Consider the following 23,807-nt stretch of genomic DNA (forward strand, 5'->3'; position numbering starts at 1 on the left):
TTCCTTAAAAAGAATTATCGGTTAAAAGATTCTTTGTTACTTTTACTGCTTTGTGGTTGTTTACTATTCCGGGATAACCATAATAAAAAGTTTTACCGTTTACTTTAACTGTAAGTTCTTCGTGAATTTTTTTATCAAGAATTATCATATCGCCTTTTTTCAAATCGAGCATTTCCTGCAAAGTGATTGTAGATTTACCAAGTTCAACTGTAACCGGCAGCAAAACAGAATTCAGTTGTTTGCGAATCAGCTCCTGCGCACTCATTCCATTGTATTTGGTTGGACGAACTGAAGAAAGTTTTTTTGATGACAGCTTCGCAATTATCGGATCAAATGCAAAAGTTGCAAAGCAGATATTCATGAAATAAGATTTTTCACCAAGAATAACTTCGAATGTTATCAGAAGAACAGATTCATTCGGCGAAGTCAATTGAACAAAATCTACATCAGGTTCAAATCTTTCAGCAACGAAATCAAAATTGTCAATTATATGCCACGCTTTTTTCATATCGAGCATTACTTTCTCGACAACAGTCTGAAGAACCTTTTGTTCAATTGGAGTAATGATTTTTTGTTGCTTCGTACTGGTTCCGTTTCCGCCCAACAGACGGTCAACGAGTGCAAGTGCAAGATCAACATTAAGCTCAAGAATACCTTTAATATCAGTATGCTTGATGCTGAAAGTGAAAAGACACGCTGGATCAGGAACGGACATTACATATTCAGAATAATAAATCTGATCAACAGTGTTCACGGACATATTAACAATTGTCTGAAGTTTAGTTACAAGAAATGAGCTGAAACTTTCAGCAAAGTTTTCGTGAATTGTTCTGATAGTTCTTAGCTGAGTTTTAGATATTCTGTTCGGAAGACGAAAATCATAAGGTTGAATTTCGTTTTCTTCCTTTGGTTTAGAAGGTTCCTGTCCGCCACTTTTTAACAGGGCATCTATATCTTGTTGTGATACAACTTCAGGCATATTATTGAATTATGAATTTGCTGAAATAAATATTGTTGATTTTAACACCGGGCATTTTTTTCGAAAGATCAGAAATCATTTCTGTTTTCAAAGAATCCCGATATGCTGTATTGCTTAATTGTGGAACTGTTTTACTCGAGAGTAAAGTAATCACAGCATCTTTAACAATGATTACTTTCTCTTCCATCGTCTTTTTTGCTTCAGGTGTACTTAAGTCAAATCCAAGACTTGCAAGCACTAATGTTTTTCCATTTGTTTCAGCAGGATTAACAATAATGTCATCGAGGTTAAAAATATTTTCACCTGAACTTGTGTTCACTTCTTTCTCAGATGTCTTATCATCTCCTTCGGATTTAGTTTCTTTCTGTTCCTCAGAGGTCTGTTCTTGTTTAACCTCTTCTTTGTTCCCCGAATTATGATCCTTTGGAATTAGAATGTTTGCAGTAATAAAATAAACGACTACAAGTTGGACAATAAAAAGCGGCAGACCAACAATTAAGAGTTTTGGTTTCATAGCAGAATTTTTCTTTAAGGTTTCTACAGGTTTCTGTTCTTTATTTTGTTTTTCTTCTTTCATTGCAGATTTGGTTTTTCAACCAATATGCCACGAAATTTTAAGTGATTTTCTAATAAACAGAATTATCCGAATGAATAAAGTGGTTATTATTCAACAGGTGGTTAAAAAAGGGAGCCCATCTCTGAGCTCCCTTAACGAGGGCTTAGGTGTGATTATCTAACGAGGTTTGTTATTTCCTGAAGTAATGTATCTGAAACAGTTACTACTCTTGCACTTGCCTGAAATCCTCTTTGAGAAACAATCATTCTTGTGAACTCTTCTGACAAATCAACATTCGATTGCTCAAGCGCACCGGATTGAATTGTTGTACCGGTCGTTTCACCGGGTTCACCTATGAGTGGATCGCCTGTATTTGCCGAAATTGTAAACATGTTTTCACCAACACTAACCAATCCATTTAAATTCGGAAATGTTGCAAGAAGAACCTGAGCCAGCGGTCTGCTTTGTCCGTTTGTAAAGACACCGATTATATATCCATATTTATCTATGTTAATATTTGAAAGAGAAGCTGCAGCAGAACCGTTCTGAGAGAGCGCAGAAACAACCGAACTGGACGATGTTTGTGTTATTCCATTAAATCCTTCGCCAAGATTCAGAACAATATTCTGCGGACTTGCACCACCATTAGGGGTAAAAGTTAATACCGGTGGATTTGGAGATATCGAAGCAATAGAACCATCGGGATTGAAAGTTATGGTTCCGCTCGCACCGCTTAATGAACCATCGGCTGGAGGAACTGTGCAAGACCAATTCCAGTTATTGTTTGAGGTTTTGGTGAATTTGATAGTCAGAACATGTGGTGATCCAAGAGAATCGAATATGGTTAAAGAACCTGTAACAATAGTAGGCTCTCTGTTTGAATCTACAGTTGAAGCAAGCGTAGTTGAATTACCTGTTTGTGTAACTGCAGTTGGATCAAAATTGAAGTTAATACCAAGGTTTACATCCTGAATGTTAATCGGAGCCGGAGCACCACCGTTTATAGTTAACATTTGACCGGTTGCAGGATCAAATACAACTGTTGCAGTTGTTGGTCCCACTACATTATTACCATTTGCATCCTGTAATACATAAGTCATATCATAAGTATCAGCAGCAGTTTTAGTGTAGGTAACATTAAAAGAATATGCATTTCCATTCTCGTCATAGATTGTATTGGAGTCGGTTACCGAATCACCGATGTTAATGTTAGCGTTAATGTTTCCGGTTTCAAGATATAACTCTGATCTTGTGATACTTGATGAGCTGTCAAGATTTCCACCCCAGGTTATGTCTGTTGTAGCTACAGCAGGTAATCTGAGATTCGTGTCAATTACAATATCTTCAAGATAATTTCCCGGAGGAATGATACCTTCTTCATTTGCAACTTTACCTTGAACAATTGCACCATTCTGTGAGTTTACTAATCTTCCCTGTGCATCAAAAATGAAAGCACCAGCTCTTGAATAAAATCTTTCACCATTGTTTTCAAGAATGAAAAGACCTTTACCCTGAAGCGCAAGATCAGTTACAATTCCGGTACCTTCAAATGTTCCCTGGGTCCAGTTTCTGTCAACGGAATTCATTTTCATTCCAAGACCAATCTGGAATGTATTTGTGCCACCGGCAGTTTCTGTTGGGTTTGAACCGTAGCGAATAATTTTGTTGAATGTATCACTGAATGTAACACGAGAACCTTTGTAACCAATTGTGTTAACATTAGCGATGTTGTTACTGATAACATCCATCATTGCCTGATGGTTTCTTAATCCGGAAACGCCCGAGAAAAGAGAATTTAGAAGTGACATAATGACCTCCTGATAATTTAAGTTTTTTGTTAAAAAGTGTCCGACTTCAGTCAGTCCATCGGACCGGGCGTCCTTTTGAGGTCCCGCCCGTAACAGTTAATTAATTTTTTTTATGCAAACACTACTGAATCAATATTTGTGAACACATTTTCATTACCACTTTCAACTGGTAAAGCTGTAATGATTGTTCTGTTCGGGATGTTTACGATAAATGCTGTTGAGTTCATCATAACAAGAGAATCCTTTGCTCCTTTCTGTTCTGCTTTCTCAACTGCAGTGTTTATCTTCAACATATCATCATCACTTAAGCTGATGTTTCTTTCCTCAAGTCGCTTCAGCGCGTGATGAGAAAATTTTAGTTTCTCAAGTTCTTGCTGAAATATTGATTCAAAACTTTCAGCAGAACTTTTATTGCGTACCTGTTCGCCATCATAATTATTGATTGGCAGAAAAGGTACTTTGATTCCATTTATTTCGTACATTTAGTTTCCTCCGTTTGAAGGTTCGAAAATTTCGAGTATGTCAGAAAGATTGAATTCAGTTCCGTTGATTAAAAGTTTTGTTCCGAATTCTGTAAATCTAACTCCACCAATTTTTCCAAGAACATACTTAGAAACTGTAATCGGTTGATCATTTGCATCTATCGCTTCAACTTCAAATCTGTATTTACCATAAGGTACAGTGTTACCATTATTATCGGTGAAATCCCAGGAAAGTTTATTGTCGCCTGCATTAGCCGGAGCGTTTTCTATTGTTTTTATCAGAGCTCCATCTTCATTATAAATTTTTACTGTTACATTTGTTGCACGCGAACCTAAACTATAACCAATTGTTTGTGTTTCCTGTCCGTTAAATTGAAAAGTATTGGTAGAAAGTTTTGCTTCCTTCCCGATAAAGGTTGCAGCAAGAGTATTATTTATTGACTGAGTCAGATAAAAGTTTGCATCAATACTTGTCTTCATCTGATCATTAAGATTGAGTAACTGCTCGAGTGAGCTGAATTGTGCAAGCTGTGCTGCAAACTCTGTCGATTCCATTGGATTTAATGGGTCCTGGCTTTTCATCTGTGTTAACATCAACTTGAGAAAATCATCTTTTCCTAAAACTGATTTTCCCATTGGTGTGTTATTCAAATATCCTAAACCACTTGTAATTCCTGTTTGCATAAACTTTCTCCTATACTAAATATTCATAAGTGTTGTATCCCAAGTTTCTCACAGTTTTCTTTTCCTCTGCAATTTCAACTTTTGGATTATCAACCTGTGATTTCTTTTTACTCTTTTGTTTTGTCTGTTCCGGATTTCTCTGCTCTTCAGATGAAACTGTAACATTCACATTGTTAAGATTTACTCCTTGTTGCGACATAGTTTCTCTGAGCTGCGGAAGATTATTAACTACAATTGATTTTGTCTGCTCATTCCCCACTTCGATTTTAGCGCTCACATTATTATCGTTTGTATCAAGCAAGATTTTTATACTTCCTAATTCTTTTGGCGATAATTTTATTTCAACCGAATGATTCTGTTTGGAATAATTAACTATTTCAGATTTCTGGATTACTTCCTGTTTATCAAGAATCTGCAAAAACTTTTCAAGTGTTTTTGATTCAACCGGACTTTTAATAAAATGTTCAATTATTGTCTTATTGTTTAACAGATGTGGTTTATTATCTAGCGGAATACTTCCCTTACTGGAATCAATTAACTCGGACTTGAAAGTTTTATCATTCAGAATATTATCTTCATCATTCACTTTGTTTGCAGCAACTGAAGAAGGACTTTTCTCTTGCTTATTTTGATTTTCAAAGTGTTCTTCGTTTTTAGTATCAGCATTTTTTAGTTTTATATCCGGTTCAATTACTGTTTTATGAGATTCAAACTTTATTTCGTTGGCAGATTTATTCGTTTGGATATTTTCAGAAACTTTTTCATTTGTTATTGAATGCTGCGAGATATTTTTATTTGTTACCTCATTAGCATTTTGAATTGGTTGTTCAGAAGTATTATCTATTACGGAAACAATTTTCTTTTCACCCGAAAATTTTAATTGTAATACATTTTCTTTTGATGCGGTCTTCTCACTAAACTCATTAATATCTTGCTCAGAATCAGTTTTAATTTTCTCTGTAGTTTTTCCCAGATGATTTTGTGAAGATGAATCTTCCAAATTAAGCTTAACTTTATTTTGGAAATTATTGATCGATGATTTTTGATTTTGATCTTGAATTACTTCCTTATCAGTAGTTGGTTTTACAAATGAGTTCTTATCCTCAAAATTATTTTTAATCTGACTTAAACTTTTTTCAAAGACTAAATCCCAATCCTGGTAATCAGCTATTAAAGGCAATCCAGCACGACTTATTCTCGGCTCATCAGTTTGTGAACTTATTATTGTTGGTAAATCTTTTTCCGAAAGTTGCGAAACATTATTTGTGATTGATTTGAAAAGATTACCTGATTTCATTTTACTGAAATTCTGGACTGTGAGATTTGAACTAAGTTGACCAGACTGATTAGTATCACTTAACTTTTTATCGTGTAAAATTTTTCCTGTGATCTGATTTTCATCTTTTGGATAAACGCGCTGTGATTTTTCTTTAATTACAATTTTAACCTCTCTTATATCCTCAAACTTATGTTCAGGGATTTCACCTTGCTGTTTTATTACAGGACTTTCTGATTTTAATTCTTTTTCAACAGTAATATTTTGTTCTTGATGAACTGATTTTGCGTGAGTTGAAGTCAAACCAGATGTTTCTTTATCCTGATGCTGTCTTGAAGTTACATTAACATTTTCTAATCTCTCAGTCTGATTTGATACTTTATTTTCAAGTGTATTATCATATTTAACATTAGTCTCTGTAAACAAGTTCTTTGTGTTTATCGAAGAATTATTATGAGTTTTATAGTTCTCGCTGGATAATTCAGATAGTAATTTACCGGATAGTTTAGGTTTTACAGTTTCAATAGTTTTTTTATTTATTGTATTTAATAATTCCTGCTCAGGTGTTTTATTTGCGGAATTTATTTCTTCGTTATTTGTTCTATCAGTGTTAACTGAGGTTTTTAAATTTTGATCTTTATCATTATTAAATAACCTGACTTCATCCGAAGAATTTTTAACTGAATGATTTTCTTTTTCACCTGACATGGATTTAATTTCTTCACCAGCTTTCAATTCAGCAGATTCAGTTGAGACAAAGTTTTTTACTGTACTCGTTTCTGTTTTATTATCAAGCTGAACTTTTGACTCTTGTTCAGAAGTAGCAATAAGATTTTCAACATCAAATAATATTTGCTTTCCGTTTGCACCAATCACAAATGAGAAAGATTGATTGCCATCAATTAGTTTTGATAGATATTCAGAGAACTGAGAGAGATTTTCTTTAGTAACTTTTTTTGTCTCAACTAAATTTTTCGAAACATATCTTATTTCAACTTCCTGATTTTGATTATTCGTTTCAGTAAGAATATTCTTGATCAATGTTTCAATACTCTTCAGAAACTGATTTTTATCTGTTGTAATCTTGTTTAAATCAAGAATCAGACTTTCTGATTCAACTTTCGTTTCGCCATTTGCTGAATTGAATAATTTGTAAAGCTCTTCAATAACTTTAACAGAAGAACTCAATTTACCGTGCGTCTTATTCTCTAATGGAGATGAATTGGATAGAAATATTGTTTTGTGATCGAGTAAAGTGCCACCAATGTTTTCAGGTATGAAATTCGACTCTTCGTTTTCACTTTTAATTTTTATTATCTCTGAAAACAAATAAGAAAAACCATTTGCATCCGTTTCGGATGTTTGATTTTCAGTTTTCGGATTAAATAATTTTGACAGAAATAATGAATTGATAAGCATCAGTCATACCTTATTATTCTTTGAGCAATTTCGGGACTTAATTCAGAAACAATTTTTGCTGCACTTTTTTTATTCATTGTGTAAATGATATCTCTCGCTACATTATCGGAATAGTTCTGAATTATTTTAGATGCTTTGGAAGGTTCCATCTGCTCAAGAAGCTTAGATACATTTTTTAACCAGTTTGAATAAGATGAATCACGCTTTTGTTGCCTGACATCATTGTTTTGAATATTCTCATTTGATGCAAACTTTGGTTCAATTTTATTTAAATCTGCTTCCGGTTTTTTTTCAATTTGTTTTTCCAATTCCTTTTTGGAAATATTTTTAATATCTGATTCGACATTAGTCTCAGAGATTACTTTTTGTTCGTTCAGATTAACACTTAAAACTGAATCAGTTTGTGTTTCGGGAATTGTTAGTGAATCATTTTTTGTTTCAACTTTTAAATCAGCAGATGTGATGTCATTTTCTTTACTTGACTGTGTGGAATCCTTCATCTGATTGACTGTCTGGTTTCTCGGTGTGAAATCAAATTGGAAAATGTTATTGAATTGTCCATTCAAATAGATGATTACACCGGTTACAACAATAAATGCAAAAACAAATGGTAAAGTATTCAGTATGTATGTTTTCATTTTTTATCCCGACTAAAATTCTGAATCGCAATCTCATCGAATTGCTTCAGCTCATTTTTATTTTCTTCTTTTAAAAATTCTTTGTGCTGATGATCCTCAAGTTGAGTTAAAATTTTTTTCTCTTTTGCTCTCTGCATTACTTCAGAAATTTTTCTTTTCTTTTCCTGCTCAAGTCTAGTTAATTCTGCTTCTTCATTTTTTATTCTGAGTGTAAGTGAATTTTTATAGCCACCAAGAAATTTCAATTCTGAAGCCGTCATTCTTGGCTTTATATTATTTCTTAATGAATTAACCTCTTCAATCAATTTTTCTCTTAACTTCTGATGGTCGTTGATATAGTTGTTTATAACAGCCAATTCTCTTTTAGCTTTCTTTTCATAATTTTCTTTTACTCTTTTAACCGAATCCAATCTGAAAATAAATTTTGCCATAGTTTATCTACAATTGAATAATTTCATTTAATCTTTTAATTGTTGAATCGAAATCTGTTTTTTCAAACATATCCTGTCGCAGGAAAGACTTAAGCTGAGAAATTTTTGAGAGAGCATGATCAATCGCCGGATTACTTCCCTTCACATAAGCTCCAATATTTATAAGGTCTTCAGCTTCTTTATAAGTTGCAAGTATTTCGTTAAATATTTTTATTCTTTCTCTGTGCTCGTTTGATGTTATATCAGGCATCACTCTGCTTACACTCTGCAAAGGATCAACAGCCGGAAACTGACCGCTGTTTGCAAGCCGTCGAGAAAGAACAATGTGTCCATCAAGTATCGAGCGAACAGCATCGGCGATTGGCTCTGTCAAATCATCACCATCAACAAGAACATTATATAAACCAGTGATAGAACCTTTATCAGAAGTACCAGCTCTTTCCAAAAGTTTTGGTAAGGTTGCGAATACACTTGGTGTATAACCTTTGGTTGTTGGTGGTTCACCAATTGCAAGTCCTATTTCTCTTTGAGCCATTGCAAATCTTGTTACCGAGTCCATCATCAGTAAAACATCCATCCCAAGATCACGAAAGTATTCCGCAATCGTTGTTCCGATGTATGCTCCTTTCATTCTGATCAAGGCTGACTTATCGCTCGTTGCAACTACTACAACTGATCTTTGCAATCCCTCTTCACCCAAATCTCTTTCGATAAATTCTCTTACTTCTCTTCCTCTTTCACCAATAAGTGTAATAACATTAACATCTGCGTTAGTATTGCGCGCAATCATTCCAAGCGTAACGCTTTTGCCAACACCACTACCAGCAAAAATTCCCATTCGCTGTCCTTTGCCGATTGTAAGTAATCCATCAATTGCACGAACACCCGTTTGCAATGGTGTATCAATTCTTTTTCTGTGTAACGGATTTGGTGCTTCCCGATAAATTGATCTGTATGAAGAAACATTCAATTCTCCTTTTCCATCTATCGGATTTCCAAGACCGTCAATAACTCTTCCAAGTAATTCTTTCCCAACTCCAACAGAGAATGTTTTGCCTTCAGCTATAATTTCTGACTTTGGCGAAATGTTATGAACTTCTCCTAAAGCTACCGAGAGAACTTTTCCATCTTTGAAACCAACAACTTCTGATTTACAAACTTCATTTCCGTTTCTATCTATAATTGAACATACTTCACCGAGTGATACATTTGGACCGACTGAAACAATCACCAATCCAATTACATCACTTACCTTTCCGCTGAGTTTGATTGTATCAGTATTTTTTATAACGTGTTTATATTTTTCTGCAAGCTCAGTTATCATCTTGTTCGTTCTTTTGTTCAAGTTTTCTTTTTAATTCACTTAGTTGGGAAGAGATACGTGCGTCAGCATTTCCGATTTCTGTTTCAACAAGGCAACCACCTTTTTCAATCATTTCATCTTTTTCAAATTTGATTTTTGAAACATCAACGCTTTTGTTTAATTCTTTCAGATCATTTGAAACAACTTCTAAATCTTCCGGATTGAGTTTGATGAGAATGCTGTTTGCCGTCAGCACTTTTTTCAAGCAAGTTTCTATTACACTCAAAATGTTTGATTCTTTTTCAATCTCTCTTTGAATTATTTTTTCAGCAATTGCAAATGATGTTTCAATTACAAGTTGGCTGAAAATTTCTTTTTGATTTTGTGATTGTTCAGCCAGATGATTCATAAGTTCATCGAGCTGATTGTACTTTGCTCTTAGCTTTTCAGAATACTCTTTTTGCAATCTGTTCGTTGCATCTTTTAACCCATCATTAAAGCCAGTCACATATCTGTTGTGCAATTCCAGCTCAAGTGAATTATCCTTTTTTTCATTCTCAATTGGTGCAAATGATTCTTCACTAATCTTTACATTCACTCTTGCTGATTTACCATTTAGCTTGATAACATTAGACATACACATCCTCTTTGCTGCCACGCATATTGAGAGATATTTCGCCACTTTCTTCAAGACTTTTTATAATATCAATAATCTTCGATTGAGCAGCTTCAACTTCTTTAAGTTTTACCATACCCATATACTGCAATTCCTCTTTCAACAGGTCAGCAGCTCTTTCAGACATATTTGAGAATATTTTATTACGTAGAGCATCATCAGCAACTTTTAATGCAAGTGCAAGATCTTTGCGGTCAACTTCTTTAAGAATTTTCTGAATGTCTTTATCCTGAATGTTAATTATGTCTTCGAACATGAACATCAGTCTTTTAACTTCAGCAGCAACATCCGGATCGTTAATCTCAATCTGTTCAAGTATTTCTTTTGTAAGATTAAGGTTCAAGCGATTAAGAATATTTGCCAGACTTTTTGACCCACCGATTTTGCTGACTGATTGACTTAGAGTTGTACCAGCCATTTCATCAACAACTTTTTCAATTTGCTTTAAAGTCTGTGGAGAAACTTTACCAAGTGTTGCAATGCGGTAAGCAACATCAGCCCTAAGTTCCGGAGAAAGCTCTTTAAGTGCCTCGGCTGTTTGGTCTGGATTGAGATGTGATAAAATAAGAGCAATCGTCTGCGGATGTTCTTTACTTAGAAATGAAACGAGTTGCACAGAATCAGCTTTCTTAAGAACATCAAAACCTTTAAGTGTTGTGAGAGATTTTACTTTATCAACAATTTCGATTGCTTTATTCATTCCAAATGATTTTTCAAGTATTGCTTGTGCATATTCCAAACCACCTTCAAGTACATATTCCCTTGCCGTAACCATATCATAAAAATCCTGCATTATCGAATCAACAACTTTTGATGGAATATTTTTTACGCGAGTAATCTCTGCAGAAATCTTTTCAACCTGTTCAGGATCAAGATACTTAAGTACAGAAGCTGCCGTTTCAATATCAAGCGCAATCATTAACAATGCAGCTTTCTGAATTCCGTTTATCTGGTCCTTGCTAAGGACATCATCTTTGAATTGTTGTTCATTCATTTTCGTGCAACCATGTATTAATTAGTTTTGCTGCTTCAGTTGGATTTTTTGAAACATAGTTTTGAATTTTTTCCTGTCTGGTTTTCTTTCTTATTGCTTCATCTGTTATTTCATCTTCAATGTCTCCGATAGGTAATAGATCTTTCTTCTTTTTAATTTCGTTAAGTGCACCAGGTAAATGTTTAGAAGTTAACATTGTTGCACCTCCTCCTGCTGCAGCATGACTTAATTCACTCGGAATGGTTCCTAAGAATATTTTTTCACTTTTAAGTTTTGACATTAATCCTCTCAGCAGAAATATTGAAGCACCTATTGCCAGAAGAACCAGAACAAGATTTGAGATTCCGTTTGCATCTTCAAACCAAGGAGATGATTCTTCCACCAATTCGTCAGTTGGTTTTGTTTCGAACGGAATATTGACTATCGAAACCTGATCATTTCTTTCCGGATTAACTCCAACAGCACTTTTAATTAATTCTTCAAGTTTACGAATCTGGTCCTGTGATCGTGGTACATATTCAATTACTGTTTTACCATCTTTTTCCACCTGCTTTGGTACATCATTTATCACTGCAGCAACACTTAATCTTAAAATATTTCCTGTTCCTTCAACTACCCGCTGAACAGTTTTACTTATTTCATAATTTGTTGTAACATTTTCTGTTGATTGAGCAGAAGTATCTCCGATTGCTTTTCCGACATTTGTGGATTTTAATGTTTGCTCACTAACCACAACTTGCGACTCAGGATCATAAAGCTCCATAGTTTTTTCAACCTGGTCAAAGTTTAACTCAGCATTAACCTGAACAAGTGCATTTCCATAACCGAGAACATTATCAAGAATTGTTTGTGCTTTTTGCGCCAGATAACTTTCTACAGAATTTTTAATTTCATATTGTTTGCCCGATGAAACTGTCATTGTTCCGTCACTATCTTCTTTCCAAAGCAATCTTCCGTGAGTATCAATCAAAGTGATGTTATTTGTTGATAGCCCTTCAACAGCACTTGCAACAAGATTCACAATAGCCATTGCACTGGTTCGCTGCAGTTTGTAATTATCTCTTAACTTCAGAACGATTGAAGCTGTTGGTTGTTTTTGTTCATCACGGAAAATGGTTCTTTCAGGAAAGACAATGTGAACTCTTGCACCTTCGACTCCATCTTGTCCAAGTATTGTTCTGGCAAGTTCGCCTTCAAGTGCTCTTTTGTAATTTAATTTTTGCATAAAGTCAGACATTCCCATCGTTGATTTGTCAAATAACTCATAACCTATTGTTCCGGAAGTGGGAATTCCTTTTCCAGCTAATTCTAATCTGGTTTCGTACAGTTTATCTTTAGGAACTTTAATAACAGTTCCGTTATCTTCTATCTTGTAGGGAATCTTCTGAGCACTTAAATACTCCACAACTTTTGAAGCATCCTGCTGAGCAAGATTTGAATACAATACTGAATAAGAAGGTTCATTCATCATATTGACAAGAATAATGATAAGAACCAATGTGATTACAGCAGTTCCGCCGATGAGTACTTTCTGCTGAAGTGAAAGTGAGTTTAAAGCTTTTGTTAATGCTTCGGTTGGATTTTTACTCATAATATTAAATTGACATTCTTGTTAGTTCGCGATACATATCAATTGTTTTATTTCTGATTTCCATCAGAAGTTCGAGACTTGTTTTTGCTTTTTCTCCGGCAATCATTACTTCGTGAATTTCAACTCCATCACCATTTATAAAATCTTTTGTTATCTCGGATGACTTTAACTGATCATCATTTACTGAACCGATAAATTCCCCAAGCACATTTCCGAATCCGGAAATATCTTTAGATTGTTTTTGAACTTCCTGAATTAACGAAGGAAGTTTTCCACCGATTGATTCTATTGCCATTTTAACCTCTCCTATCGAAGTGTGAGCCAATCTTAATGTTGTTAAGTTTTCCGGATTTTCCATAAAAGCTGTATTCCATTATCTCAGAACTTTTATCCGGAAACATTTGTGCAAAGAATTGTTTTTCTTTTTCGTTTAAAACTTCTTCAGATGATTTAACATTCTGAGAATATGTACGGTTTATTCTGCTGTTTACGGAAATGTTATTGATAAAATTCTGATTTGCGCCTTGTCCGATTTTCATTTTATATCTCCAATGAATCTTTTGCCATTTGCTTTGATGCATTAAATGCTGTGAGATTAGCTTCATAACTTCTTGAAGCTGCAATCATATCAATCATTTCTGTAATAGTATTGATATTAGACATCTGCACATAACCGTTTTCATCTGCGTTTGGATGTTCAGGCATATAAACAATATCACCAGGAGTATTGTCTTCGGTTACTTTGAATTCGAGGTCCGAAGTTGAACTTGTTTTGTTTGTGGTTAGTGTCGGATTTGAAATATGATTTGGATTTGTCGTAGCAAGTTTCATTGTTTTGGAAAAATCAACCACTTGATGGTTTAGAACATTTTTCTTCTGAGTTACATTAAGAATTTTTCTTTTTACTGGCTGACCATCAGCAGTTCTAACAGAGTTTCCGTTTGCAAGATTTTCTGCAATAAGATTCATTTTCTTTCTTTGAACGCTCAACCCTTTTGCACTGATTCCAAAGCCCAGAATGTTATCACCGATTTTCATAATTTACCTCCGCCTTTAATTACATTTTGAAGACCGCGATAGTAATCGCCAATTTTTTTCGAAGAGAATCTGAAGAGAAGTGCATTAGCAGCTAGCTCGGACATTTCTTTATCAATATCCACATTGTTAACACCAGAAACATTTTCCATTCCTTTATCTTTGTAAATCTGAAACTGAGTTTCACTCATCGGGAGAAAACTGATGTGCTTTGGACTCGTGGTTCTCATCTGATTCATTTTTGTGTCGAGCATTTCCTGGAAAGAAACATCTTCTCTCTTATAATTTTCAGTACCGATGTTTGCAATGTTTTTACTGATTACTTTGTTCTTTACCGAACAGTAATCAATAAATTTTTCAAGTAGTTTTATTGTTTGTGTACTCATTTCAATCAACTTGTTTTGTTAAGGCAGTGACAAATATGATACCACGCAAAAAGACATTTAGATTGTGTGATTTTTTATTTCTTCTGAATGCTGGTTGGCTAATTATAAACAACTGTTAGTTATTGCTCATTAGTTGAACTGAGGGTAATTAAATTTCAAATAATAATTTCTGAACTCTTAGTGAATAAAAAGAGAGGAACCGCCTTACCTAAGCAAGGCGGCTCATCGGAGGGAGCTATGCTATGCGTAAAATTTATTCGCCGTAATCAAGTATGATTGATTTTGTTTGTCCGCAACTGCAGATAAATTTTATTTCACGGACATTGTTATTCTCATCTTTATTAAGGACGATCTTTATTCCATCAATATCGTCTTCCTCAAAAGAAATCTTTGTTTTTCCTTCGAGTTGAAGCTCTTCGGATTTGATAACATTCTTTCCGCTTTTTAATCCATTTGAGTTTATAACTTCAAACAACATTTCCTGCATAAGAATACTCATATTTAAATATTTTATTTATCTGATAAGCGATTTTATCCAAAGGTAAAATCAAATCAGCTAATTGACTATCTACTATTGCTCTTGGCATTCCATAAACTACACTGCTGTCTTCATCCTGAGCAAAAGCATAACCACCTATTCGCTTTAATCTTTTTACTGCTTCCAAACCATCCTTGCCCATACCTGTCATTATGATAGGAAGAACATTCTTACCAAAAACATCTATCATTGAATTTAATGTTACATCAACGCATGGTTTGTACAATGTATTATCGGGAGAATCTGAAATTTTTATAGATACACGTCCGGAAGTCTGGGATACAAATAAATGTTTACCTCCAGGAGCGAAATAGACTTTTGAAGATTCAAGCAAATCATTATCTGCTGCTTCTATTACTGTTAACTCGCTTAACTTGTTTAACCTTTCAGCCAATGAATTGGTAAACATTGGTGGCATATGCTGAACAATAACAATTGGAACTGGCAGATGAGCATGTAAATGAGGAATAACCTTCTGAAGCGATAAAGGTCCTCCTGTTGAAATTCCGATTAGAATTGCTTTAATATCAAATGACGGAATCCAGTCTTTGGCTTGAATTGTTTTTGTTGTGGTTTTTCTCTCACCAACTGTAATATTTGATATTCGTTTAAGTCTGGTTGCAATTGAAGTTTGCTTATAAATATTTCGGATCTTATCAATCAGTTCATCTTTTATTTTCATTACTCCGCTTGCAACGGCACTTGGCTCTTTAGGTAAGAAATCAACTGCTCCTAAAGACAATGCTTTGATTGTAACATCCGCACCTTCGGTGGTAAATGAACTTACCATTAAAACCGGAACAGGAAAGTCTTTCATAATTTTATCAAGAGTTTCCAGTCCGTTCAAACCTGGCATTTCGAAATCCAGAGTAACAACATCCGGTTGATGAGTTCTTATTAATTCAAAACCTTCCAAACCATTTTTTGCTGTAGCAACAACTTCAATATCACCTGCACTTTCTAACATAAAAGAAAGTGTTTTTCTCATAAAAGCTGAGTCATCAATAACGAGTACTTTTATTTTTCTGCTATTTGTCATGCTGAGTTTTATTTATCAGTTCGTTGATATCAAGAATTAAAATTACTGTTCCGTCACCCATTATGGTTGAACCGGCAATTCCCGGAACTCTTCCGATATAACTGCCAAGAGATTTAATTACAATTTCTTTTTGTCCTAATAATTCATCAACTTCAATTCCGACTTGTCTTTCTGCCAGACCAACAATAACAACATATTGCCAAATGTTATTTTCAGATTGCTCAGTTTGATTTAATACAACTTGCCTTAAAGAAACAAGAGGAATAATTCTGTCACGAAGTTTTATTACAGGTTTATTATTAATGGAATAAACATTTTCTGAATGAACTCTTATTACTTCAATAACCGAGTTAAGTGGAATAACGAATTGTTCTTTATCAACTTTTACAATCATTCCGCTTATAATTGCCAAAGTTAGAGGCAGCTTTATCTGAATTTTTGTTCCAACTCCGACTGTTGATTCAAGGTTTATCATTCCTCTTAACTTTGTTACATTCGTTTTAACCACATCCATTCCAACTCCTCTTCCCGAAATGTTTGTTACAACCTCAGCGGTAGAAAATCCGGGAAGAAAAATCAGATTAAGTAAATCCTGTTTTGATAATTCATCTGCTTTTTGTTGAGATATTAATCCTTTGCTAATTGCTTTGGATTTTATCACTTCAGGATCAATTCCTTTTCCATCATCTTCAATAGTGATGATTATGTTATTCCCTTCGTGTTCAGCATTCAATTTTATTGTTCCAACAGGATTTTTACCAGCTTTAATTCTGTCTTCTTCTTTTTCAATTCCGTGATCGATACTGTTTCTTAATATGTGAACAAGAGGATCGTTAATTTCCTCAATAAGAGTTTTATCAAGTTCTGTTTCTTCACCTTCGATTATCAGATTTATTTTCTTATTAGCAGTTTTAGATAAGTCTCTTACAAGTCGAGGATATTTGTTGAATACTTTACCAATCTTAACCATTCTTGTTTTCATTACTAATTGCTGTAATTCGTTCGTCATCATATCAATTAACTTTGTAGTGTCTTCAAGTTCGCGGGCAAGTTGCGTTCCTTCAAATTCTCTTGAGACTTCAAGATTTATCTGCGCAAGTCGATTTCTACCCAGCACAAGTTCAGAAACCATATTTAATAGTTCATCAAGTTTTTCAACATCAACACGAATTGAATTATCTGCTTTTTTATTTTCCTGGTTAGTATTCTCTGTTTCTGATTTTTGTTCTTCGGATTGAACTTGTTTCGAAGTTTCCTCAACTTTCGTTACAGCTAAATCTTTCTTCGCCTCGACAAGTATCTTTTCTTCAGTTTTTTTCTTTCTGCCTCTTTTACTTTTTTGTGTCTCGACTATTTGAATCAGTTCTTTATTCTTATTACCAAGTTTAGAAATTGTTGTCTGAAGTTTTTGAATAACATTTTCTATTTCAACATCTTCATTATGATTTGTTTCAATAGAGTTCAGTAATTCTTTCATCTTATCATAACCAAGTAGAATCGAATCCATCACCATCGAATCAAGTGAAGCTTCTTTCTTTCTGAGCTTGTTAAGAATATCTTCACAACGATGTGTTAATGAGGTAAGTTTATTCAGATTAAGAAATCCGGATGAACCTTTAATTGTATGAAATGAACGGAAAACTTTATTCAAAAGGTTTTCATCAGTCGGATTTTTTTCCAGTTCGATTAAATCCACATCAAGAGAATCAATTATTTCCTTTGATTCAATCAGAAAGCTATCAACGATCTCCTTCATTTCGGGATCTGTGAGCATCGGATTTATTTCAGATTTACTCATTATTTCCGAAACAGTTTATCAATTTCTTCCTGAGTGGATGCATTAATTTTCTTTGTAACTACATCATCAACTAACTGTTGAGATGAATTTCCGTTCTGATATCTCGCATTCGGATCGAAAGTCATACTTTCTTCAAATGGAATCTGCAGATCATCTGATGATTTGATATGACTTTTTTCAATATCATTTATTAGTGAACCAAGTTTTTTCTGAACTGAATCAATCAGATGATTTACCGCAGCTAATTGCTGTGCTGTAATATCCTGAACCTGCAATGAAATTGTAATGCTATTTGCATATTCCTTTACATTCTTTATAACTCCAAGCAATACTTCAATTCGGGCTGAGTTGTCATATTTCTCATCATACTTCTGCAACAACTCAACTGCTCTTGGTGAGTTTGATTCCATTGCAACTTCTCTTATCAGCTCTGCTTTTTCTTTTTCAAGTTCAAGAAGTCTTTCGAGCATTGATTCTGAATGACTGGTTTCATTCAATACTTTATCTACAAGATCGAGAATCTCGTTTGTTGCAAGCTCGGTTGCATTAGTAACATTATTTATCTGATGAGTTACTTTTGGAATTTTGGATGCGCTGTCAGTTATTGAATGATTAATATTTTCGAGCAGCGGAATTGTATCCCGCATAAAATCAATTAAACTTTGGATTACCGGAATCAATTTTTCCGAATACATAAAAATTGCTTTCAGATCATTCAACTTTTCGAATAATCTGGTCATTACTGTGTCAGAGCTCATCTACTTCTCCGTGATTGTTGTTGAAAGAATCTGTTCAATTTTTTCCCGAAGTACCTGAGGGGTAAATGGTTTGAGAATGTAATTATTTACTCTTGCTTTCAGAGCTTCAATAATATCATTCTTCAAACCTCTTGTGGTTACCATTAAAACTGGTAATTCACTGAATCTTTCATCTGAACGAATGGCTTTTACTAACTCAAGTCCGGACATTTCTGGCATATTCCAGTCAGTAATAACAAAGTTGATATCAGGATTAGATTCAAGCTTTGCCAATGCATCCTTTCCATCACTTGCTTCCACATAGTCAAGATAGTTTAGATTCGCAAGTGAATTGATTACAATACGACGCATTGTAACTGAATCATCAACAACCAAAAATTTAAGGTTCATAACTTCTCCGATTAGTTTAAATATTTTGAAACTTCATTAAGTATTGTTTTTTGCTCAAATGGTTTTATTAAATATGAATCAGCTCCAAATTGAAGCGCTCTTTCGATGTCATCAGTTTCAGAAAGATTTGATAAAACAATTATCGGTGTATGCTTAAGTTCATCATTCTCTCTTACCGCTTTTATCAGTTCAAATCCATCCACATTAGGCATATTGAGATCTGTAATCAGTAAATCAATATTCTCTCTTGGAAGAATTTCCAGAGCTTCCATTCCATCATTTACACTGATAATTTCATATCCTTTAATAGACAATGAAAATGTTATCAGCTTTCTTATTATTGGTGAATCGTCAGCCACCATTATGGTTTTCTTCACCTTTATTACTCCTTCTTATATCCAACAGTTTTTGGAAAGCTAATAAGTCTGAATGCCTTGCTTATTCCGTGCAATGACTCAGAGTAACCAATAAACAAATATCCGTTTTTGTTGAGCGTCCGATACAGATTATTTATTACTTTTATTTTCGAATTCTGATCAAAATAGATTAATACATTAGCACAGAAAATCACATCAACATTACCCAATCCTATTATTCCGATATCTTCGTAAAGATTAAGATATCTGAATTCAACCATACCTTTTATCATTGGCGATATTTCATAATAATTATCGGCTTTTCTGAAATATCTTTTAAGGAATTGAATTGGAACATTTCTTACCGAATACTCACCGTATACTCCTTTAACTGCAGCTTCAAGCGCAGTATTGCTTATGTCTGTTCCTATAAGTTCAAATTCAAAATCAGGATATTTATGTCCAATAAAGTCATTTATCATCATCGCAATTGAATATACTTCTTCACCTGAAGATACAGCAGCGCTCCAGATTTTAATTTTACTTTGGCTGCTTTTTCTTTTTTCAGTTATCAGTTCAGGAATTACCTTAAGTACCAACGCATCAAGTTGTGCCTGATTTCTAAAAAAGAAAGTCTCGTTGATAGTTATTGCATCATACAAATAGCGAAGCTCGTATTTGCCTTGTGGTGTGTTTTTAACGAAGTTAAAATAATCCTGGTAACTATTCATTTTAAGATGAAGAAGCCGACGCATCAATCTGCTCTCGAGCAAATACTTTTTATTATCCTGGAAATAGATTCCGGTTTTTTCGTAGATGAATGTCCTCCACTGAGAGAATAATTCATAGGACATCTCAATGAAAAGCTTATCATTGTTCTTTTCTGAAATGAACTCACCGGTTTTAACAGCACTATTTAATGTCTCTATTTTCAATGAGATTGCTTCAGTTAATATTTTTTTTAATCATCAGTATCTCTTTAGCTCGCTGACTTACCATTTCATTTTCATCTTCAGCAAGTTTTTCGAGAAAAGAATAAGAGTTTTGATTATCAATATTTTCGAGTAATTCAGTCAACCTTAATTTTATCCAGAAATTTTCATTAAGAAAATCATTATCCAATAACATTATGGCTGTGTCAGCATCAAGCTTAAATAATAATTCAATAGTTGATAATCTGACCATTTCATCGGAATGATTAAGACATCGTGAGATAGAGTCCATTAATTTATGAAGTTCAAACTCATTCAATTCTTTTATCAAATCTGGTTCTTGCTGAATAAATTCATCGACCAGCTTAAGTAAATGAGAAATATTTTGTACATCGTTTTTAATCAGAATTGAAATTTGTTTTAAGACAAGTTCTTTGTTTATCAACAATTTATGATAGATAATTCCATCATACTCAGGATCAATTCCATAATATTTAAGAGCTTCATAAATTATTTCGTTATCATCAAATTCATTAAGAAGTTTTGCACCAATTTTTCGATATTCATTTTCTTTATTTGCCAGCATTACTAACAAAGCTCTTTTAATTTTTTCATCAAATGGAACATCAAATCCATATCTTACATGTAATTTATAAATTGCTTCTACAATTGGTGGAATAAAAGGTAAGCTTGCATTTTGTAATTCAGATAAAAGGAAGAAAAAAGATTCTTCATTACCAATATCACCCAAACTTTCTATTATCATATATTTAACTAAGTCATCTTCATCATTGTATTTTTGAATAATAAAGTTAAATGCTTTAACTGTTCCAATTTTCCCTAAAGAATTGATAATGTATGGTTTGAGAATTTCACTTTTATCATAAAGAGAAATCAGCAAATCAACAGCCTGAATACTTCGGTTATTACCCAAAGCTTCGATATATGAAATCAGAACATTTTCATTTTCCGTGTTATTGATAAGTTCTAATACTGCTTTCTCCACTTTTTTGTCGTGAATTTCTGCAAGTATATCAGCAGCAAATTTTAAATCAATAACATCTTTAGTTTTTTTAAGAAACTTTATCAGGGAATCAACTGCATACTGGCCATAAGAAATTAAAATTTCTCCGGCAATATTTCTCAAACTAATATCATCTGAAGCAATAAATTCAGTAAGCTTATCAGCAACAAGATAGCATTGACGATTTTTTAAGAAATGACTTAAAGCGCTTCTTAGTCCTTTATCTTTATTTTGCAGATATGAACAAAGATGTGTAGCAACAGCAGGATCATACTCTTCACATTCCAGTTGATCCAGGAAATCTATCTGAGCATCAATGTTTCCTGACTGGAATACTTCATCTATTATTTCTGTAGAAATTTTTGTTTTCGTCATAAGACTAATAAACACTTACTTTACTAACAAAGCATTTTGGCAACTTTAATGCCGCAAAGAAAATCAGAATTTTTCCTATTAAAATCTCTTAACTCAAAAAAGAACTGATTATTATTAGCCAAGTGAGAATATTTGAGCAAAATAAAAAAGGGGTGAAAGTTCACCCCTTTCAAGAAGAGAATGAGTTATTTAAAGTGAAATGTTCCGTTATGTTTAACAAACATCTCACCTTTTTCTTCTCTCCCCCTGGCTCTCCCCTGCCTTTTATTAAATTCTTCAACCTTTTCAATTTTGAACGCAGAAACGAGGTTCTGCAGATTTAAAGTTAAATTGTTAAGTTCTTCTGCAGCGCGGGCAATTTGTTGGATTCCGGCAGCACTCTGATGAGTTACATTTGAGATTGATTCAAGACTTTTACTTATTTGTTCCGAAGCGCTTGATTGCTGTTCACTTGCTGCTGCAACCTGAGAAATTATATCAACAACTCTTTCAGACTCGACAATAATTTTTTCAAGTGATCTTCCGGCTTGCTCAGCTTTTTCTTTGCCTTTTTCAACCTCAGATTTACCTTCATTCATCGCTTCGACTGCCCATTTGGTATCTTTTTGAATTTGCTTAATCATAGAAGCGATTTCTTTAGTTGCCTTGGTAGTTCGTTCAGCTAATTTTCTAACCTCATCAGCTACTACTGCAAAACCTCTGCCCTGCTCGCCTGCTCTCGCAGCTTCAATTGCGGCATTAAGTGCCAATAGATTTGTTTGATCAGCAATATCTTCAATAACCTGTATAATCTCACCAATCTGATCACTGTTTTTACCAAGCTGAGTAACAGTGTCAGCACTTCGTTTAACAACATCAGCTATTCTGTTCATTCCCTCAATGGTTTCAAGCACAACTATTCCACCTTCGCGAGCTACTTCACCGGCACCTTTAGAAGCTTCGGCAGCAGCTACTGTATTTCTGGTGGTTTCAATAATTGTTTTAGCCATTTCTTCAACTGCATTTGCAACTTCTGCAGTTTGTTGTGATTGTTCCTGTGCTCCTGCAGCCATTTCCTCTGTACTCGAAAGAATCTGATTCGCTGCACTTGCTGTTGATTCAACTGCTTCGGTAACCTGAGTAATAGCCGTGCTTAAAGAGTCAGTAACCTGATTTATACTTGACTTTATTAGCTGATGATCGCCTTTGTATTCTTTTGTTAAACGAACTGTTAAATCTCCGGCAGATATTTTTCTCAAAACATCCATCGCATCAGCCAGTGGCATATATATTTCATCCAACGCCTTGTTGAAGCCAAGTAATATTTCTTTATAAGCTCCAAGAAGATGTTCGGCATTAGCTCTGGTTCTGCTTTTACCTTCAGCTAAAGCTTCAGTTAATTTTTGTCCTTCTTTAATAAGATAAGAAATATTTTCTTTCATCTTATTGAAGCTTTTCGACAAACAATCTTTTTCAGAAAGCACATTTATTTCAACATTCAGATCACCTTCGGCAATCCGGTCTGCTGCTTTTATTTTTTCTAAAGTTGCTTCTCTTAGTCTGTTCAGTCCCTGAGCAATCTGTCCAAATTCATCATTTTGCTTGTATTCGATTGCATTTTCAAAATCTCCCAATGAAAATCTTTCGATTGCTCCAAGCATTAAATTAATTGGTTTAACAAGAGAAGGAATAATTCTCATAAATGTGAATAGAAAATGGAGAGTACCAATAATTACCATAAATGCAATAAAATAAATTGATAAAGTCAGAATGTTGCTTGTTGAATCATCAAGCCCTGCTTTCTTTGCATTAAGATAGTCAAAGATATTTCTGATACTCTGATTCAGTTTACCACCGATTTCATCGCCGCTAGTTGAGGCAATCATTGAGGCCATTTCAAAGTCCTGCATTGCTGCTGCGCTCAATGTCGCATCAACCACAAGATTGTTATATTCCTTAAATGTTTTTTCTATTTCATCTGAGTACTTTTTGATATTTTCATCTGATGCAACTTTTTTAAATTCTGTTACAAGACTATCAATCAATTTCCTGTTGAGTTGAACATCAGCAATATTTTCCTGAAATTTTTCTTTGTATTCGGGAATAGAAAATTTCATCAAATGAAATTGTTGATGCTGAAATGCCTGATATATTTCATTCAACTTTTCTGAAGGGACAACATACTGTTTTGTTGTCTCAGCATTGTTATCGGACAATCTTATAAGGTTAAACAAAGCAAAAAATATTGTCAGAGTTGAAACTGCAGCTAAAGCGAAAAATGCTACTTCAACTTTTCTCCTGAATGTCCAGTTTTGTGTGTTTAATAATTTTTTAATTTTTTCTTTCATGGCAATTCAAAT

General features: G+C 34.0%; 25 protein-coding genes. All 25 read right to left on the reverse strand.

All coding sequences use genetic code 11. The features are described 5' to 3' along the window. Positions 1-4 precede the first annotated feature (4 nt). The 25 genes from fliM to Q0X14_RS07410 all read right to left on the reverse strand — a co-directional run bounded on the left by fliM (position 5) and on the right by Q0X14_RS07410 (position 23,795). Entirely contained in the window at positions 5-979 is a 975-nt protein-coding gene (fliM, locus tag Q0X14_RS07290) for a flagellar motor switch protein FliM (protein WP_297844518.1), read from the reverse strand. A 1-nt stretch (position 980) separates the two neighbouring features. After that, a complete protein-coding gene (locus Q0X14_RS07295; RefSeq protein ID WP_297844521.1) occupies positions 981-1,556 on the reverse strand; it encodes a flagellar basal body-associated FliL family protein in 576 nt (191 codons plus the stop codon). 152 nt (positions 1,557-1,708) lie between these two features. Beyond that, a complete protein-coding gene (locus Q0X14_RS07300) occupies positions 1,709-3,343 on the reverse strand; it encodes a flagellar hook-basal body complex protein (protein ID WP_297844524.1) in 1,635 nt (544 codons plus the stop codon). A gap of 110 nt (positions 3,344-3,453) precedes the next feature. Then, positions 3,454-3,825 carry a TIGR02530 family flagellar biosynthesis protein gene (locus Q0X14_RS07305; RefSeq protein WP_297844527.1) on the reverse strand — a complete coding sequence of 124 codons (372 nt, stop codon included), beginning with the start codon at positions 3,823-3,825 and terminating at the stop codon, positions 3,454-3,456. Next, positions 3,826-4,509, reverse strand: a complete 684-nt coding sequence (locus Q0X14_RS07310; RefSeq protein ID WP_297844530.1) for a flagellar hook capping FlgD N-terminal domain-containing protein — start codon at positions 4,507-4,509, stop codon at positions 3,826-3,828. 10 nt (positions 4,510-4,519) lie between these two features. Then, entirely contained in the window at positions 4,520-7,204 is a 2,685-nt protein-coding gene (locus Q0X14_RS07315) for a flagellar hook-length control protein FliK (protein ID WP_297844532.1), read from the reverse strand. Beyond that, positions 7,204-7,842: a hypothetical protein gene (locus Q0X14_RS07320; RefSeq protein WP_297844534.1), complete on the reverse strand. Its 639-nt coding sequence runs from the start codon at positions 7,840-7,842 to the stop codon at positions 7,204-7,206. The genes Q0X14_RS07315 and Q0X14_RS07320 overlap by 1 nt, the downstream gene beginning before the upstream one ends. Beyond that, positions 7,839-8,273 carry a flagellar export protein FliJ gene (gene fliJ / locus Q0X14_RS07325; RefSeq protein WP_297844536.1) on the reverse strand — a complete coding sequence of 145 codons (435 nt, stop codon included), beginning with the start codon at positions 8,271-8,273 and terminating at the stop codon, positions 7,839-7,841. Before fliJ ends, Q0X14_RS07320 begins: the two co-directional genes overlap by 4 nt. 7 nt (positions 8,274-8,280) lie before the next feature. Beyond that, positions 8,281-9,597: a flagellar protein export ATPase FliI gene (gene fliI, locus Q0X14_RS07330; RefSeq protein WP_297844537.1), complete on the reverse strand. Its 1,317-nt coding sequence runs from the start codon at positions 9,595-9,597 to the stop codon at positions 8,281-8,283. Beyond that, entirely contained in the window at positions 9,587-10,213 is a 627-nt protein-coding gene (locus Q0X14_RS07335) for a FliH/SctL family protein (protein WP_297844540.1), read from the reverse strand. Before Q0X14_RS07335 ends, fliI begins: the two co-directional genes overlap by 11 nt. Beyond that, on the reverse strand, positions 10,206-11,246 hold the full coding sequence (gene fliG / locus Q0X14_RS07340; protein ID WP_297844543.1) for a flagellar motor switch protein FliG: 1,041 nt from the start codon (positions 11,244-11,246) through the stop codon (positions 10,206-10,208). The genes Q0X14_RS07335 and fliG overlap by 8 nt, the downstream gene beginning before the upstream one ends. Then, positions 11,239-12,837, reverse strand: coding sequence for a flagellar basal-body MS-ring/collar protein FliF (gene fliF, locus Q0X14_RS07345; RefSeq protein WP_297844546.1), 1,599 nt, complete (start codon positions 12,835-12,837; stop codon positions 11,239-11,241). The genes fliG and fliF overlap by 8 nt, the downstream gene beginning before the upstream one ends. Before the next feature lie 4 nt (positions 12,838-12,841). Continuing rightward, the gene (gene fliE, locus Q0X14_RS07350; RefSeq protein ID WP_297844548.1) at positions 12,842-13,132 is read right to left on the reverse strand and encodes a flagellar hook-basal body complex protein FliE; all 291 of its coding nucleotides are present in this window, start codon (positions 13,130-13,132) and stop codon (positions 12,842-12,844) included. A gap of 1 nt (position 13,133) precedes the next feature. Next, complete coding sequence (locus Q0X14_RS07355) at positions 13,134-13,376, reverse strand: hypothetical protein (RefSeq protein WP_297844550.1); 243 nt, start codon at positions 13,374-13,376, stop codon at positions 13,134-13,136. A gap of 1 nt (position 13,377) precedes the next feature. Continuing rightward, positions 13,378-13,875, reverse strand: a complete 498-nt coding sequence (gene flgC, locus Q0X14_RS07360) for a flagellar basal body rod protein FlgC (RefSeq protein WP_297844552.1) — start codon at positions 13,873-13,875, stop codon at positions 13,378-13,380. Next, a complete protein-coding gene (gene flgB, locus Q0X14_RS07365; RefSeq protein WP_297844554.1) occupies positions 13,872-14,258 on the reverse strand; it encodes a flagellar basal body rod protein FlgB in 387 nt (128 codons plus the stop codon). Before flgB ends, flgC begins: the two co-directional genes overlap by 4 nt. 253 nt (positions 14,259-14,511) lie before the next feature. Further along, a complete protein-coding gene (locus tag Q0X14_RS07370; RefSeq protein WP_297844556.1) occupies positions 14,512-14,757 on the reverse strand; it encodes a hypothetical protein in 246 nt (81 codons plus the stop codon). Next, entirely contained in the window at positions 14,726-15,835 is a 1,110-nt protein-coding gene (locus Q0X14_RS07375) for a chemotaxis response regulator protein-glutamate methylesterase (RefSeq protein ID WP_297844559.1), read from the reverse strand. Before Q0X14_RS07375 ends, Q0X14_RS07370 begins: the two co-directional genes overlap by 32 nt. After that, positions 15,825-17,633 (reverse strand): chemotaxis protein CheA, encoded by a 1,809-nt coding sequence (locus tag Q0X14_RS07380; protein WP_297844563.1) that lies wholly within the window; start codon positions 17,631-17,633, stop codon positions 15,825-15,827. The genes Q0X14_RS07375 and Q0X14_RS07380 overlap by 11 nt, the downstream gene beginning before the upstream one ends. Beyond that, complete coding sequence (locus tag Q0X14_RS07385) at positions 17,633-18,391, reverse strand: hypothetical protein (protein WP_297844567.1); 759 nt, start codon at positions 18,389-18,391, stop codon at positions 17,633-17,635. The genes Q0X14_RS07380 and Q0X14_RS07385 overlap by 1 nt, the downstream gene beginning before the upstream one ends. Then, entirely contained in the window at positions 18,392-18,781 is a 390-nt protein-coding gene (locus tag Q0X14_RS07390; RefSeq protein WP_297844569.1) for a response regulator, read from the reverse strand. An 11-nt stretch (positions 18,782-18,792) separates the two neighbouring features. Next, positions 18,793-19,158 (reverse strand): response regulator, encoded by a 366-nt coding sequence (locus Q0X14_RS07395; RefSeq protein WP_297844572.1) that lies wholly within the window; start codon positions 19,156-19,158, stop codon positions 18,793-18,795. A 5-nt stretch (positions 19,159-19,163) separates the two neighbouring features. Continuing rightward, a complete protein-coding gene (locus Q0X14_RS07400) occupies positions 19,164-20,072 on the reverse strand; it encodes a protein-glutamate O-methyltransferase CheR (RefSeq protein ID WP_297844575.1) in 909 nt (302 codons plus the stop codon). 10 nt (positions 20,073-20,082) lie between these two features. Further along, a complete protein-coding gene (locus Q0X14_RS07405; protein ID WP_297844578.1) occupies positions 20,083-21,468 on the reverse strand; it encodes a HEAT repeat domain-containing protein in 1,386 nt (461 codons plus the stop codon). A 185-nt stretch (positions 21,469-21,653) separates the two neighbouring features. Continuing rightward, positions 21,654-23,795, reverse strand: a complete 2,142-nt coding sequence (locus tag Q0X14_RS07410; protein ID WP_297844580.1) for a methyl-accepting chemotaxis protein — start codon at positions 23,793-23,795, stop codon at positions 21,654-21,656. Positions 23,796-23,807: the final 12 nt, after the last annotated feature.

The sequence above is a fragment of the Ignavibacterium sp. genome (genome assembly GCF_025998815.1).
In the GTDB taxonomy this organism is placed as follows: Bacteria; Bacteroidota; Ignavibacteria; order Ignavibacteriales; family Ignavibacteriaceae; genus Ignavibacterium.